Genomic DNA, 15,567 nt, shown 5'->3' with positions numbered 1-15,567 from the left:
GCGATCCGGGCGGCCGCGGAGCACTGACGGCCGCGGCCGCTCAGATCTCCACGTCGCTCCCCATCGTGACGGTCCGCAACGCCGGCAGCCCGAACCGGGCCGCCGGGTTCGCGGCGTTGTGGGCGAGCGCGACGAACAGCGAACGGCGCCACGGCACCATGCTGTCCTTGCGGGTGATGCGGATCGCACCGCGGGAGATGAAGTACGACGCCGCCTTGAAGTTGGCCGAATCGAGCGGCAGGACGCCCTCCCGCACCGCGGCGCGGAGAGCGCGCGGGATGTCCGGGTCGTCGGAGAACCCGAACGTGATGTGGAGGAACTCGATGCCGTCGTCGGCGTAGCCGAGGGGGTCGTAGTCGAAGGCGTCCGCCGCCGGCACGTGCGGCACCTGCGCGGTGCTGACCCCCACGATGATCACGTGCTCGTGGAGGACGTGGTTGTGCTTGACGTTGGCCCGCAGAGCCAGCGGTGTCGTCAGCTTGTTCGGGTGCGGGAAGATCGCGATGCCGGGCACCCGGGGAGGTTCTTCTTGCGGATCTCCTCGATGAAGTCCGCCATCGAGCCCTCTTTCCTCAGGCGGTCGGCCTGCACCAGAGCACGCCCCCGCCGCCACGTCGTCATGACGAGGATGACGACGCCGGCGATCAGCAGCGGCACCCAGCCGCCGTTGATGATCTTGGAGAGGTTGCCGGCCAGGAAGCTGAGCTCGAGGCCGCCGAAGGCCACGGCCGCGAGCACGATCTTCCACGGCGCCCAGTGCCAGAGCGGCCGCGCGACGAGCAGCAGCAGCACGGTGTCCACGACCAGCGCGCCGGTCACCGAGATGCCGTACGCCGTCGACAGCCGGTCGGACGAGCCGAACGAGAGCATCACCGCCATCACGCCGATGAACAGCAGAAGGTTGACGGCCGGCAGGTAGATCTGGCCGCCCTCGTGCTGGGAGGTCTGCTTGACGGTCAGCGGCGGCAGCAGCCCGAGCTGCACGGCCTGGCGCGACAGCGAGTACGCGCCCGAGATCACCGCTTGGCTCGCGATCACCGTCGCCGCGGTCGCCAGGATGACGACGGGGAGCCGGCCCCACTCCGGGATGAGGAGGAAGAACGGGTTCGTCCTGGCCGCCGGATCGTGGAGGACCAGGGCGGCCTGGCCGAGGTAGTTGAGGGTCAGCGCGGGGAACACCAGGAAGAACCAGGCACGGCTGATCGGCGCGCGGCCGAAGTGGCCCATGTCGGCGTACAGCGCCTCCGCTCCGGTGATCACCAGGACCACCGCGCCGAGCGCGACGAACGCGATCAGCGGCTTGCTGACGAGGAAGGCGATGGCGTACGTCGGCGACAGGCCGAGCAGCACCGCCGGATACTGGACGAGCATCACGAGCCCGGCCACCCCGATCACGACGAACCACAGCACCATGACCGGCCCGAACAGCACGCCCACCTTCCCGGTGCCGAACTTCTGCACCACGAACAGCGCGATCAGGATGACGGCCGCGATGGGGATCACCAGGTGCGAGATGGCCGGCACGGTGACGTGGAGGCCTTCGACCGCGGAGAGGACCGAGATCGCGGGTGTGATGATCGAGTCCCCGTAGAAGAGGGAGACGCCGACGATGCCGACCACGAGGAGGGTGCCGGCCTTCCCCGCCTTCGTCGCGTACAGGCGCTGCGCCAGCGCAGCCAGGGCCATCACGCCGCCCTCGCCGTCGTTGTCGGCACGCATCAGGATCCCGATGTACTTGATCGAGACGATGATCGTCACGCTCCAGAAGATGAGCGAGATCACCCCGAACACGTCATCCTGGTTGGCGCGGACTGCGCCGTTGTCGAGCAGGAAGACCGTCTTCAGCGCGTAGAGCGGGCTGGTTCCGATGTCGCCGAAGACGACGCCGAGCGCGGCCAGCGACGCCCCGAACAGCAGTCGCTGCCGATGGTCGGGCCTCCTGGGCGGGGGACCGCTCCGTTCGGCCACCTTCTGCGCTGAATGCTCGTGGTTCTGGTGCACGCGGGTCACGCTACCCCTGTTGCTCCGCGCAGTGGCCAGCCGACTCGCTGGGGGTGCATTCGTGCCGAATGTCGCCTCTCGCTCGGCGAGAGCCGACATTCGGCACGAATCGTTGAGGGCTACTTCCGGGTCCACACCTGGTTCGGGGCTCCGTTGCAGTACCAGAGGTCGACCGCGGTGCCGTTTCCGGTCCCGGCGCCGGCGGCGGCGAGGCAGAGCGTGGGCGCGGCGGCCGGGGTCACGGTGCCGTCGGCGTTCGTGTTCCAGCGCTGGACGGCGGCTCCGGTGCAGTCCGCGACCACGACCCGGTCGCCGGCGCCCGCGGTGGTGCCGTCCGTGCCGGCCTGCATGCAGAGGTTGCCGTAGATCGTGAGCTGCTGGTCGGCGGTCAGGTTCCAGGTCTGGTTGCCTCCTCCGTTGCAGTCCCAGAGGTCGAGCGCGGTCCCCGGCGTCGTGCTGAAGCCCGGCACGTCGACGCAGCGGCCGGAGGCCTGGCCGACGAGGGCCTGGCCGGGAGGCGCGGCGGGGAGGTCGTTGACCGGCTCCTGGTCGCCGTAGCCGTAGCCCCACTTCAGCTGGGCGACTCCCGAGGCGCTGTTGTCGGTGAGGGTGCCGTCCGGCTGCAGGGACTCGATCGAGTACGAGTCGCCGGCGCGCAGGCCCGGCCAGTAGACGATGCCCATCCGGTTCTGCCGGGCGAAGTCGGTCACTGCGGCGAGGTAGGAGGTGTAGACGTTGCCGTTGTGCGCTCCATAGTTGAGCCCGATGGTCATGGGCGAGCCGGCCTCGTCGATGATGGTGCGGCCGGCGTACTCGCCGATGCGGCCCGCGAGGTCGGCGGTCCAGTCGGCTTCGGTGGTGTGGTTCGCCCAGTAGCCGTAGAAGTGCAGCGACAGCAGGGTGCCCTTGAGCTGGGGCGCGTCGCCGACTCCGACGACGTTGTCGTTGTAGCCGGTGCCGCTGATGACGACCCGGTTGCGGGGGACCTGCTGGTGGTCGGTCAGCCACTGCGAGGTGACGGCGACCCACTGGTCGAGCGAGTAGCCGTGCGGCTCGTTCATCGGCTCGAAGTACACGTTCGGGGTGTGCTGGAACTCGCCGACGACGGTGTCCCACATCGCCTTCCAGGCGGGGACGTCGTCGATCAGGCCGTCCTTGCTCGTGTCGGACTCCCAGTAGCTGAGGATGACCTTGTCCCCGCGCGCGGCCGCTGCGTCGATCGTGGCCCGGTAGGACGTCCACCACGGCGTGCCCACGCTCGCCGGGTTGATCGGCAGCCGCACGGTGTTGGCGCCGAGGTTCTGCTCGAACCCGCCCAGGATGCGCTGCGAGGCGGCGAGCACCTGGTCGTAGCTGTCGGCGGTGCTGAGCCCGGTCGGGACGACGGCGTCGCCGGCGTAGTTGTCCCGCGGGTCGGCCCAGTTCACGCCCTTGAACTCGGACGTTCCGGGGCCCTTCGAGGGCTGGGGCTGGGTGGCGAGCGCCGGGGAGGCGACGCCGACCCCGGTCAGCGCGAGCGCGCCCGCCAGCGCGACGGCGACCAGGCCTTTCCGAGTGGTTGTCTGCAATGTTGACGTCAACATTCTGCTGCGCATGTGATCCTCGTCGATCTGGTGTGGAGTGGATGCCGGTCGGGCGGTCGGGAAGTCGACCCCGGTGGCGACGATGTTGCCGCACTCACGCGATCCCGTCAAGTGACCGGTCCCACCGGCGCGCCGCCGTACATTCCCGCCGAATGTCGCCTTCCGCCCCGGCGAGAGTCGGCATTCGGCACGAATCGCGACGGAGAAATCTGAGAGAATCCTCAGACGAGCCGTTCTATCCCTGAGCGCGGGGCGCGGCATATGTTTCTTCTCGGGCCGTCGCGACGGAGCGGCGGCGGGACAGGGGAGCACCATGAAACGTACGTCGTTCGTCTCACTCAGCCTTGCTATCGCCGGAGCCGCAGCCCTCGCGGTCGCGGTCACGGCGCCGGCGTCCGCGGCGACACCCAACGCCGCGACCCCCGACACCAGCGGCGTCTACAGCGTCCATCCGATCGTGGAGAAGGCCGGGATCTCCACCAGCGCAGTGAAGCCGTCGCTGACGCCGGCGCAGTGCCTCGCTCAGACCGCCGGCCGGGTCGCCTGCCAGACCCCGGACAGCATCCGTGCCGCGTACGACATCCCGGCCACGATCAACGGCGTCCCCGCGGGCACCGGGCAGACCGTCGTCATCGTCGACGCGTTCGGCAGCCCGACGGTGCAGTCGGACCTGGCGACCTTCTCCGGCGCGTTCGGGCTCCCGGCGCCGAACCTGACGGTCTACTACCCGGGAGGCAAGCCGACCTGGACCGGCAAGGGCACGCAGACCGGCTGGGCCGAGGAGACCTCCCTCGACGTCCAGTGGGCGCACGCGGTGGCGCCGGGCGCGAACATCGCGCTCGTGGTGGCGGCGAACGACCACGGGGCGACGATCGACAACGCGATCAAATACGCCGTCGACAACAAGCTCGGCAACGTGCTCTCGATGAGCTTCGGCGAGGCGGACAACCTGATCTCGTCGCCGAACGCGAACAACGGGCAGACCAGCCAGGGTGAGAAGGCGTTCGTGAAGGCGGCGTCGCAGGGGATGTCGCTCTTCGCGTCCTCCGGGGACAGCGGCTCCGACAACGGCGCCGGCTTCGCGAACTTCGCGTTCCCGGCCTCCGACCCGAACGTGACCTCGGTCGGCGGCACCAACCTGTGGGCGGGCAGCGGGCTGAACCTGCCGCGCGAGACGGTCTGGGGCGACTACGCGAACTGCCCGCTGACCTGCGCCTTCGGTGTGGTCGGCGAGACCGGCGGCGCGCCGAGCCTGTTCACGGCGAAGGGCGGTTCGGACGTGGCGTACAACGCCAGCGTCTACACGGGAGTGCTCACGTACCTCGGGTTCCTGGGCGGTGACAACAACGGCCTCTACTTCTTCGGAGGCACTTCGGCGGGCTCGCCGCAGTGGGCGGCCCTGACGGCGGACACCATCCAGGCGGTGGGCCACACGGTCGGCAACGTCGGCCAGCAGGCGCAGAGCTGGGCCTCGAAGGGCCTGCTCTTCGACGTGACGGTCGGGAGCAACACGACCCCGACGTTCGGCGGCGGCTACTCGGCGACGACGGGCTGGGACCGCCCGACCGGGTGGGGAACGCCGGACGTGAACGGAATCATCGCGGCGCTCAAGTGAGAGCGTGACGGGCGCGAACAGCGCGTGACGGCGGCCCCGGTGTCCTCTGGATGCCGGGGCTGTTGCGTGTGCGCCCCACCCTCAATCCCCGCGCACGATCCGCCGCATGGCCTCCTCCGCCAGCGCGCCGTCCTGTGCCTGAACCGCCGCCGCGACCTCAGCGTGCAGCCGCGCGTCCGCGGGCGCGTCCCGCCAGCGCACCGGCGCGTGCGGCGTCCGCTCGCGGAGCGCCTCCCGCAGCACCGCCGACAGTCGCACGAACATCCGGTTGCCGCTCGCCGCGATGACTTGGCTGTGGAATGCCGTATCCGCCTCGAAGAACGCCGCGGCATCCCGGCGGGCAGCCGTGGCCTCCAGTTCGAGTGCCGCGGCGACCAGCGCCGTCGCCTGCTCGCCACTGCGTCGCTCCGCCGCCGCCCGGGCCGCCGCAGGCTCGACCGCGAGGCGGAGGTCGAGGAGGTCCGCGATCTGCGCATCGTGATCCGGCGAGTCGAGGCGCCAGCGTACGACGTCGCCGTCGAGGGCGTCCCAGGACTCGCTCGCGGTCACCGTCAACCCGACGCGCTGGCGGGCGACGAGGAGGCCGAGGGAGACCAGCACGCGGGTCGCCTCGCGCACGACACTGCGGGACGCGCCGGTCTGCTCCATCGCCCATTCGACGTTCACCACGCGGCCGGCCGGGAGCTCGCCCGCGATGATCGACCGGCCGAGCCGGTCGAGGACCCGGCGGTAGGCGCGGCCGCCGTCGCCGGAGGAGGCCCCCTCACGTCTGCGAAACCGGCGACACGACCAGCTCGTCGAACCGTACGTGCGTCGGAGCCTCGAGCACGAACCGGACGCTCCGCGCCACGTCCGACGGCTGCAGCATCGCCGCACGCGCGTCGTCCGACGGCACCTGCGGCCGGTGGCCGAGGAAGTCCGTGTTCACGTCGCCGGGACAGAGGTGGCACGACCGGACGCCGGACGCCGCCTCCTGCGCGTTGAGGGTGCGGCTCAGCGCCGACAGTCCGGCCTTGGACGCGCTGTAGGCGACGCCCGCGATCGGGTTGAACGCCCACGCGGCGTACGACGACACGAACACGACGACGCCGTGCGAGGCGCGCAGCAGCGGCAGCGCCGCGGTGACGAGGTGCGCGGGGCCGGTGAGGTTGACGCGCACGATCTCGTCGAAGGTCGCCGGGTCGTGGTCGGCCCAGCGGCGCTCGGGCGCGTTCAGCCCGGCGGCGAGCACGAGCGCGTCGAGGCGGCCCCAGGTGGCGGTGATCCGGTCGAGGGAGGCTCGGATGACGTCGTCGGAGGTCGCGTCGCCGGGCAGCACCAGAGCCGCGCCGCCCGCCTCCTGCACCGCCGCCACGGTCTCATCCAGTGCGGGGGCCCGGCGCCCGGTGAGCGCCACCCGCCAGCCGGCCGTCGCCGCCTCGATCGCCGTGGCCCGGCCGATGCCGCTGCCCGCGCCGGTGATCCACACCACGCGCCCGTCCGCTGACGAATCCATCGCGGACCTCCCTCCGCCTCGCTACGATGTCGTCAATAGTATGACTATTGGAGGTCTCATGTTCATCGACTTCGCCGGGCAGGTCGTCATCGTCAGCGGGGGAGGCCGCGGCATCGGGCGCGGGCTCGTGGAGCGGTTCGTCGCCGAGAACGCCGCGGTCGTCGCCCTCGACCTCGCCTTCGACGACGCGGTCGACCGGCTCGCGGGTGTCCGCACGATCCACTGCGACGTCACCGACGCCGCGTCCGTGCGCGCCGCGATCGACGCCGTCGAGAGCGAGTTCGGGCGCATCGACGTCCTCGTGAACAACGCCGGCATCAACGTCGAGGGGGAGGTCGAGACGCTCGACCCCGAACGCTGGCGGGCGTGCTTCGACGTGAACGTGTTCGGGGTGTTCGCCCTGTCCCAGGCGGTCATCCCGGCGATGAAGCGCGCCGGGCGCGGACGGATCATCAACGCCGCCTCGTTCGCGGCGATCATCCCCAGCGTCGGTGCGGCGGCCTACGGCGCGTCGAAGGCGGCGGTGGTCCAGTTCACGCGCGTGCTCGCCTCGGAGCTCGGGCCGTGGAACATCACGGTCAACGCTTACGCGCCCGGGATGATCCCCACCGCCATGAACGGCTTCGCCGAGCTCCCGGAGGCTCGCCAGAACCGCCTGCTCGACACCCTGTCGCTGCGGCGTTGGGAGCGCCCGGAGGACGTCGCCGACGTGGTCTGCTTCCTCGCGAGCGACTATGCCGGCTACATCACAGGCGCGCTGATCGACGTGTCCGGCGGCAAATTCGCCACCCAGATCCCGAGCCTCGCGCACGAGCGGGCCGCTCTGTGACCGGGCCGACACCGTAGGTCCGCCGCACACCCACGCGGATGACTCCGCGCTCCCGCGTGGGCCAGCGGGCGCGCACGCAATACCACGACGCCTGCGGGAGGTGAACGGTCTTCTCGGCGAAGAAGACCGGACGTACGGTCTCCAGGAATCGTGGCGCCGGCGGGACCCCGCCGGCCGCACCGGACCGTGGCGCGACGTGCGCCGGAGAAGGAGCCTCAGATGAACGACGACAGCACCGCCGACCCGCAGCCGCTCTCCGCGGACGAACTCGCGGCAGAGTCCGCAACGCCCCTTCCCGACAAGGAGGTGGCCTCCATCCTCGATCTCAACGCCGACCTGAACCTGGGGCTCGGACTCGTCGCCCCGGTCGACCTCGGTGTCGCGGCGAACGCCAACGTGGCGGCCCCGATCGAGGCCTCCGCGGGCGCCAACGTGCTCTCGGCCGGATCCACGGCCGTCGCCGGCGCCGACCAGAGCGCGGGCATCCAGCAGGGAATCGCGGCGGACGCCGTCGCCAACTCCCACCAGGTGAGCGACATGGCTCCCGCGGCCGACACCACGACGGCCCCGCCGACGTCGACCTCCACCCCAGGCTCGATCACGGACGGGAACCTCCTCAACGTGAACATCAACGCCGCAGCGGACGCCCACATCGCGGCCCCGATCAACGGCGCAGTCGCGGCCAACGCGAACGTCGCCGCGCCGATCGACGCGAGCGTGGCGGCCAACATCGGCTCGATCGACAGCCAGGCGGCGGCGGTGTCGCACCAGGACGCGACGATCGACCAGAACATCACCGGCTCCGCAGACGCCACCGCGGGGCAGCAGTCGAACATCGGGCAGCCCCCGGCGCAGCCGTAACGCGCCGCTGTGACGATCGCATCGAGGCCGCCGGCCGAGCAGCACGGGCCGGCGGAGCAGGAGGACGGGCCGGCGGAGCACGGAGATTCGCCGGCCCCGGGGAGCCCCGACCGCTCCGCCGAGGTGCTCGCGCGCGCCCACGGGGTGACACTGATCGGCGCCATGCGGGGGTCGGGGTACCGCGAGCCGCCCTCGCTCGCCCGCCGTGGCGACGGCCAGGTCCTCCAGCTCACGCCGCTGCTCTTCGCGATCCTCGACGAGGTCGACGGCACGCGCGACATCGGGGAGATCGCTGAGCGCGTCAGCGAGCGCGTCGGCCGGGCTCTCCGGCCGGAGGATGTGGCGCACCTGGTCGACTCCTCGCTGCGCCCGCTGGGCCTCCTCACGCGGGCCGATGGCGGCGAGCCGGAGGTCAAGCGGTCCTCCCCGCTGCTCGGGCTGCGGCTGCGCAAGGAGATCACCGACCCCGATCGCACCCGGCGACTCACCGCGCCCTTCGCCCGGCTGTTCCATCCGCTCGTCGTCGTGCCGGTGATCTGCCTGTTCGTCGCGGCGTGCTGGTGGCTGCTGATGGTGCAGGGCCTGGCCGCGGCGACCTACCACGCGTTCCAGGACCCGGGCGTCCTCCTGCTGATCGTCGCCGTGACCGTCCTGTCGGCCGGCTTCCACGAGTTCGGTCACGCCGCGGCGGCACGATACGGGGGCGCGACCCCGGGCCGGATGGGGATGGGGCTCTACCTGTTCTGGCCGGCGTTCTTCACCGACGTCACCGACTCGTACCGGCTCGGTCGGGTGGGCCGCATCCGTACGGATCTCGGCGGTCTCTACTTCAACGCGATCGTCGCCGTCGCCATCGTCGGCGTCTGGTTCGCGACGCGCTGGGATGCGCTGCTGCTCGTCGTGCTCACCCAGCTCCTCCAGATGGTCCACCAGCTCTTGCCGACCGTGCGCTTCGACGGGTACCACGTGCTGGCGGACCTGACCGGTGTGCCCGATCTGTTCCAGCGGATCGGCCCGACCCTGCTCGGGCTGCTGCCGTGGCGCTGGCGGCGCCCGGAGTCCCGGACCCTCCGGCCGTGGGCGCGGGCCGTGGTGAGCGTCTGGGTGCTGGTCGTGGTCCCCCTGCTGCTGTTCTCGCTGGTGGCGATGGTGCTGACCCTTCCCCGCGTGATCGCCACGGCCTGGGCCGCGCTGGCGGCGCGCGGTCACGCGCTCGGGCTGGAGTTCGGCCGCGGCGACCTGGCCGCCGGGGTGGCGCAGCTCGTCCTCATGCTTGCGACGGCTCTGCCGATTCTGGGCACCCTGTACATCCTCGTCCGGCTCGCCAGGACCGGCCTCGTCCGGCTCTGGATGGGCACGCGCGGGAGGCCGGTCCGCCGCGGCGTGGCGGGCGCGCTGGTGCTGGCGCTTGTCGGCGGTCTCGCCTTCGCGTGGTGGCCGGCCCCGCAGACCTATCGGCCGATCCAGCCCTACGAGCGCGGCACGCTCTCGGACATCGTCGCTCCGGCCGCCCTGCAGTCCGGCCGGCTCTCCGCCGGTTCGACGGGCGCGGTGCAGACGATCTGGCCGGGCAGCGACCCTCGACCGACCGCCGACCATCCGCAGCTCGCGATGGTCCTGGTCCCGCGCGACGGCCGGTCGCCCTCCTGGGTCTTCCCGTTCGACAAGCCGGCCCCGCCGCGTCCGGGCGACAACCAGGCGCTCGCGGTGAACACCACGAACGGGTCGACGCTGTACGACGTCGCCTTCGCGCTGGTCTGGGTGACGGGCGGCCAGTCTGCCTTGAACACGAACTCGGCGTACGCCTTCGCGCACTGTTCCGGCTGCACGACGGTCGCGGTGGCGTTCCAAGTCGTGATCCTCGTCGGCGAGACGCACGTCGTGGTCCCGCAGAACCTGTCGGCAGCGGCGAACTACGGGTGCATCGACTGCATGACCGCCGCCCTCGCGAATCAGCTCGTGCTGACGGTGAGCGGACAGCCCGACTCGGCGACGATGAGCCGGATCGCCGCGCTGTGGGCGAAGATCATGGCCTTCTCCCACAACCTCCAGGGGCTCGGGTTGTCGGCGGTGCAAGCCCGACTGCTGGTCTACGAGCAGGAGCTGAAGGCCATCATCGCCGGCGATCCGGCCGCCGTTCAGGTGCCGGGCGGTGGCGCGACATCCGTGCCGGCGCCTGCTCCCTCGCCTGCGCCGACCGGCTCGGACGCGCCCGGAAGCACCCCCGGCCCGACCGCCAACCCCGGGCCGGTGCCCGCGCCCGGGCCGACGGGGACGCCGGCGCCCCAGCCCACGGGCACCCCGACGCCGGTGGAGACCCCGACGCCGATTCCGACCGCCACACCGTGACGACCGCCTGAGGATTCGTGCCGAATGTCGCGTTTCGCGGCGCGAGAAGCGACATTCGGCACGAATCCGCGGCTCGCTCGTGCGGCTCCCGCGCCAAATACCGAGAAAGGGCACTCTTAGGTTGAAAAACGACAAAAGAATGTTCTAGAATCGCCATGACGTCGGGGCCGTGGGCCCGTTCCTCTCCGTAAAGCCGCGGGCGAGGGCACAAACCGTCGCGTCGATCACCCGATCGTTCGGGTCTCGCGTATGCCGCTCTCGCCACTGAGGTTCCGCCTCCTCGTCACCTCCCTCCTCGCCGTGTCCTTCCTCGGGGCGCTCGACAACACCGTCGTGAGCACCGCGATCGCGACGGTCGCGGGCCAGCTCGGGGCCCTCGAGCACATGAGCTGGATCGTCGTCGGCTACACGCTCGCCAGCACCGTCCTGCTGCCCATCCTCGGCAAGCTGGGCGATCGGGTCGGGCCGCGCGCGGTCTTCCTCAGCTCGGTGACCGTGTTCGTCATCGCGTCGGTGGCGTGCGGCTTCGCGAACGGCATCGTCTGGCTGATCGTCGCCCGCGTCGTCCAGGGAATGAGCTCGGCCGGTCTCCAGCTCATGTCGCAGACGATCATCGCGGAGACCACGACGCCGCGGCAGCGGCCCAAGTACATGGCGATCATCGGCGCGGCCTTCCCGATCGCGATCCTCATCGGCCCGGTGCTGGGCGGCATCATCACCGACACCTGGGGCTGGCCGTGGGTCTTCTGGATCAACGTCCCCGTCGGCGCCGCCGCGCTCGCCCTGGCGATCGTGGCGGTCCCGCACCTCGAGCCGGGCCGGCGCGGGCGCTTCGACCTCGGCGGGTCGATCGCGCTCACGGCCGGGCTGGTGGCGCTCGTGCTCGCCGTCACGTGGCTGGGCGACCCGGCGCAGGCGATGTCCGCGTTCATCGCCTTCGCCATCGCGGCCGTCGCGCTCGCCGTGTTCTTCGTGGTCGAGTTCCGGGCCGCCGAACCGCTCGTGAACCTGTCCCACTTCGCCGACCGCACGGTCGCCACCGGCACCGCGATCTCGGCCATCGTCGGGATCGGCCTGTTCTCGATCACCTCTTACCTGCCCACCTACTTCCAGATGGCGTACCGGACGAGCGCGACCGTGTCGGGGCTGGTGCCGATCGCGACGGTTTTCGGGATGCTGGTCAGCAACCTCGCGTCCGGCTGGCTCGTCAGCCGCACCGGCCACTACCGGGTGTACCCGCTGGCCGGCACGGTGCTCGGCGCGGCCGGCCTCGGCGCGATGGCGCTGCTTCCCGCGGGCGCACCGCTCTGGGCCCCGACCCTCGCAATGGCGGTCGTCGGCCTCGGGACGGGCGCCTTCATGAGCCTCATCGTCGCGGTCGTGCAGAGCGCGGTGCCGCGTTCGGAGACTGGTTCGATCACGGCGAGCGTCAACCTCGTCCGGCAGGTCGGCGCGACGGTCGCCACGGCGCTGATCGGCGGCCTCATCGGCGCGGGTGTCGCCGCGATGCTGCCGCCCGGGCTCGACGCCGCGACCCTGACGCCGGCGATCGCGCACGCGCAGAGCCCCGCGCTCCAGCAGGAGATCGCCCGGGTCTACCAGGGCGTCTTCGTGCCGATCTTCGTGGCGCTCGCCGTGACCTACCTCGTCGGGGTCGTCGCGTCGGTCCTGCTGCCGAACCGCCGACTGTCCGACGATCCCGGCGCGCTGCGCGACGCCGCCACCGAGTCCATCCCCGCCTGAGCAGGAGAGCACCATGAACCCCTCCCCGACGAACACCGTCCCCACCATCGCCGTCGTCGGCAGCGGGCCTATCGGCTCCGCGTACGCGCGGCTGCTGCTCGAAGCCGTGCCCGACGCCCGCGTGGTCATGTTCGAGGCGGGACCGCAGCTCACTGCGATCGCCGGCGAGAACGTCCGCAACATCCCCGACCCGGTCGAGAAGGAGCGGGCCCGCGAGCTGTCGCAGGGGCCCCAGGCGGGAGCCTTCCGCGAGTCGCTCGGCATCCCGTCCTCGGTCGTCGTCGAGGGCATGTTCACCGCCCGCGGCGGGACGCACCTGCTCGACTTCGGCGGCGAAGGCTCCGCGCACACGCCGAGCTTCCCGGCTGCGGCCGCCTCCACCAACGTCGGCGGCATGGGCGCGCACTGGACCTGCGCGACGCCGAGCCCGTCGTTCAGCGAGCGCATCCCGTTCATCTCCGACGCCGAATGGGACGAGCTGATCGCGGAGGCCGCCCGGCTGCTGCACGTGCAGACCGCGGCGTTCGCCGACTCGGAGATCGGCTCCGCGATCCGGTCGCTGCTGGCGGAGGAGTTCGGCTCCGAGCTGCCCGACGGCTACGGCCCGGGCACGCTCCCCGTGTCGGGCGACCCCCAGCCGGACGGCACAATGCGGTGGGCCGGAGCCGACGTCGTGCTCGGCCCGCTTCTCGATCGGGAGAGCGGCCTCGCCGACCGGTTCGAGCTGCGCGACCTCTCGCTCGTGCGCCGCGTCGACCACGCGGACGGCCGCGTCACCGGCGTCACGGTGGAGGACCTGCGCAGCCACGACGTCTATACGGTGACGGCCGACCTCGTCGTCGTCGCGGCCGACGCCTTCCGCTCGCCGCAGCTGCTCTGGGCCTCCGGCATCCGGCCCCGCGCGCTCGGGCACTACCTGACCGAGCACCCGGTCGTGATCTCGACCGTCGCCCTCGACCCCGCCGGCATGGCGCGGTACGCGACCGAGGCGGACCTCGACCGCGAGCTCGCCCGCCGCGCGCTCAACCCGGCCGACCCGGTCGCCGCAGTGAACCGCATCCCGTTCTCCGAGCCCGGCCACCCGTTCTCGCTGCAGGTGATGTACGCCGAGAACCCGCCGTTCCCGCTCGACCCGGCGCACCCGGCCGCGGGCAACCGCTGGGGCTACGTCAACATGGGCTACGGGATGCGCAAGCAGCCGCGCTTCGAGGACGCGGTGACGTTCGACGATGCCGAGCCCGACTACCGCGGCTTCCCCAACCTGACCATCGAATACGCGCTCACCGACAGCGAGCAGGGCGAGATCGCGGAGGCCACCGAGCGCCTGCGCCGCGCCGGGAACGCGCTCGGCGCTTTCGTCGCCGACCCGCGGCTGCTGCCCAACGGCTCCAGCCTCCACTATCAGGGCACGATGCGGATGGGCGCGGAGGACGACGGCAGCTCGGTGGCCGACCCGTACTCCCGGGTGTGGGGCTTCGAGAACCTCCTGGTCGGCGGCAACGCGCTGATCCCGACCGCCACGACCATGAACCCCACGCTGATGAGCGTCGCCATCGCCGTCCGCGGCGCCCGGGAGGCCGCGGCGCGGCTCAGCGCGACGGCGTCGGCCGAGGCGCGGCACTGACACGACCCAGCACCACAGAAACGAGGATCGAATGCTCGAAGAACAGTTGATACAGACCTCAGGCTTCCGCAATGTCGGGCCGGCGGGCGCGCGCACCGGATTCCAGTTGCGTGTCCGCAGCCCCTACTACCGCGGGCTCTGGGCGAACCTCATCGAGAAGCCGGCCGTGACCGTCGACGGCGAGCGGTTCGGCGGCGACGACATCCGCTGGACGCTGCCGACCGGCCACGCCACCGTGGGGGAGTTCTCGTTCGCCGAGCTCCAGGAGTCGCCCGACGCCCGCTGGCCGCTCGGCCACGCAGCGGTGCTGACCGTCCCGCGCGCCGGCGGCCTCGCCCGCGGCATCCACGACGTCACCCTGGAGCTCCGGCTGCGGATGTCGTACATCCCGGAGGAGCTGCAGCCCTCGATCTGGACCGCATCGCGGAAGGCGGTGATCGTGCTGTGACCACCGATCTGACAGGGACCACCGATCTTCCAGGGACCACCGATCTTCCAGGGACCACCGACGACCTCCCCTTCGGCCTCGGCGTCTCGCTCTACTCGTACACCGACGACATCGGCGTGACCATGACCGTCGAGGAGTGCATCGAGGATGTCGCCGATCTCGGCGCGGCAGGCCTCGAGATCCTCGGCGAGGGCCATGTCGAGGACTACCCGAACCCCTCCACCGCCTGGATCGACGCCTGGTTCGCGCGCAACGAGCGACTCGGGCTCACGCCCACGCTCTACGGCTCCTGGCTCGACACCCGGCGGTTCCCCGGCCGCGGGATGACGGTGCAGGAGGGCGCGGCGCAGCTCGAACTCGATCTCCGCCTCGCGTCCACACTGGGCTTCTCGTTCGTGCGCCCGAAGATCGGCGTCATCTCCGAGGACCTGCGGGTCGACGCGATCTGGCAGGAGGTCGTGGAGCGCAACCTCCAGCTCGCCGCCGACCTCGATATCGTGATCTGCCCGGAGATCCACTGGCCGACCATCATCAAATCGCCGGTGGTGGAGGAGTACATCGACTTCAAGCAGCGGACGGGTTCGGAGCACTTCGGCCTCCTGATCGACACCGGCGTCTTCGAGCTGTCCCCGTACCCGCGCCGGGGCGGCAGCGCCTCGTTCCGGATGGGCGACGGCTCGGCCCGGCCGCCGGTCGTGCCGTTCGTGCCGGTCTCCGACCTGGCCGACGTGATGGAGCACACGGTCTACTTCCAGGCCAAGTTCTACGAGGTGGACGACGACCTGGTCGACCACTACATCCCCTGGCGGAACATCCTCGACGTCGTCGTGGAGTCCGGCTACCGCGGCTGGCTGTCGAGCGAATACGAGGGCCACCACGAGCCCTACCGCGCGCCCGACCAGCTCCGCCGCCAGCACGCCCTCCTCCGCACCATCGCCGCCGACCGCGCGGCTGCCGCCGACCGCGCGGCCGCCGCCGACCGCGCCGCCGCCGACCCGGCGCTCGCAGACAGGAACTGA

The 15,567-nt window shown here is 71.3% G+C and carries 13 protein-coding genes; 8 read left to right on the top strand and 5 right to left on the bottom strand.

The genetic code is table 11. The features are described from left to right. Positions 1-40 precede the first annotated feature (40 nt). From ACR5MH_RS11130 to ACR5MH_RS11120, 3 genes are all read right to left on the bottom strand, one after another. A complete protein-coding gene (locus ACR5MH_RS11130; RefSeq protein ID WP_433861761.1) occupies positions 41-514 on the bottom strand; it encodes a KUP/HAK/KT family potassium transporter in 474 nt (157 codons plus the stop codon). Further along, positions 475-2,001 carry a potassium transporter Kup gene (locus tag ACR5MH_RS11125; RefSeq protein ID WP_431347265.1) on the bottom strand — a complete coding sequence of 509 codons (1,527 nt, stop codon included), beginning with the start codon at positions 1,999-2,001 and terminating at the stop codon, positions 475-477. Before ACR5MH_RS11125 ends, ACR5MH_RS11130 begins: the two co-directional genes overlap by 40 nt. A 119-nt stretch (positions 2,002-2,120) precedes the next feature. Beyond that, positions 2,121-3,569: a ricin-type beta-trefoil lectin domain protein gene (locus ACR5MH_RS11120; RefSeq protein WP_431347264.1), complete on the bottom strand. Its 1,449-nt coding sequence runs from the start codon at positions 3,567-3,569 to the stop codon at positions 2,121-2,123. A gap of 328 nt (positions 3,570-3,897) precedes the next feature. Between ACR5MH_RS11120 and ACR5MH_RS11115 the strand changes: the two genes are divergently transcribed. Beyond that, entirely contained in the window at positions 3,898-5,199 is a 1,302-nt protein-coding gene (locus ACR5MH_RS11115; RefSeq protein WP_431347263.1) for a S53 family peptidase, read from the top strand. Between the two features lie 81 nt (positions 5,200-5,280). Here the strand turns inward: ACR5MH_RS11115 and ACR5MH_RS11110 are convergent, their stop codons facing one another. Beyond that, a complete protein-coding gene (locus tag ACR5MH_RS11110) occupies positions 5,281-6,075 on the bottom strand; it encodes a FadR/GntR family transcriptional regulator (protein ID WP_431347262.1) in 795 nt (264 codons plus the stop codon). Continuing rightward, positions 5,963-6,694: an SDR family oxidoreductase gene (locus ACR5MH_RS11105; RefSeq protein ID WP_433861760.1), complete on the bottom strand. Its 732-nt coding sequence runs from the start codon at positions 6,692-6,694 to the stop codon at positions 5,963-5,965. Before ACR5MH_RS11105 ends, ACR5MH_RS11110 begins: the two co-directional genes overlap by 113 nt. A gap of 40 nt (positions 6,695-6,734) precedes the next feature. Between ACR5MH_RS11105 and ACR5MH_RS11100 the strand changes: the two genes are divergently transcribed. The 7 genes from ACR5MH_RS11100 (at position 6,735) to ACR5MH_RS11070 (ending at position 15,567) form a co-directional block, all read left to right on the top strand. Further along, complete coding sequence (locus ACR5MH_RS11100) at positions 6,735-7,523, top strand: SDR family NAD(P)-dependent oxidoreductase (protein ID WP_433861759.1); 789 nt, start codon at positions 6,735-6,737, stop codon at positions 7,521-7,523. Positions 7,524-7,742: 219 nt separating this feature from the next. Further along, a complete protein-coding gene (locus ACR5MH_RS11095; protein ID WP_431347260.1) occupies positions 7,743-8,384 on the top strand; it encodes a peptidoglycan-binding protein in 642 nt (213 codons plus the stop codon). A gap of 9 nt (positions 8,385-8,393) precedes the next feature. After that, positions 8,394-10,733: a hypothetical protein gene (locus ACR5MH_RS11090; protein WP_431347259.1), complete on the top strand. Its 2,340-nt coding sequence runs from the start codon at positions 8,394-8,396 to the stop codon at positions 10,731-10,733. Between the two features lie 249 nt (positions 10,734-10,982). Beyond that, a complete protein-coding gene (locus ACR5MH_RS11085; RefSeq protein WP_431347258.1) occupies positions 10,983-12,476 on the top strand; it encodes an MDR family MFS transporter in 1,494 nt (497 codons plus the stop codon). 13 nt (positions 12,477-12,489) lie between these two features. Beyond that, positions 12,490-14,100: a GMC oxidoreductase gene (locus ACR5MH_RS11080; protein ID WP_431347257.1), complete on the top strand. Its 1,611-nt coding sequence runs from the start codon at positions 12,490-12,492 to the stop codon at positions 14,098-14,100. Between the two features lie 31 nt (positions 14,101-14,131). Then, positions 14,132-14,548, top strand: a complete 417-nt coding sequence (locus ACR5MH_RS11075) for a C-glycoside deglycosidase beta subunit domain-containing protein (RefSeq protein ID WP_433861758.1) — start codon at positions 14,132-14,134, stop codon at positions 14,546-14,548. After that, the gene (locus ACR5MH_RS11070; protein ID WP_431347254.1) at positions 14,545-15,567 is read left to right on the top strand and encodes a sugar phosphate isomerase/epimerase family protein; all 1,023 of its coding nucleotides are present in this window, start codon (positions 14,545-14,547) and stop codon (positions 15,565-15,567) included. The genes ACR5MH_RS11075 and ACR5MH_RS11070 overlap by 4 nt, the downstream gene beginning before the upstream one ends.

The organism is Streptomyces sp. L7 (assembly GCF_050990935.1).
In the GTDB taxonomy this organism is placed as follows: Bacteria; Actinomycetota; Actinomycetes; order Actinomycetales; family Microbacteriaceae; genus Leifsonia.
This window is presented reverse-complemented; position numbering and strand designations above follow the sequence as displayed.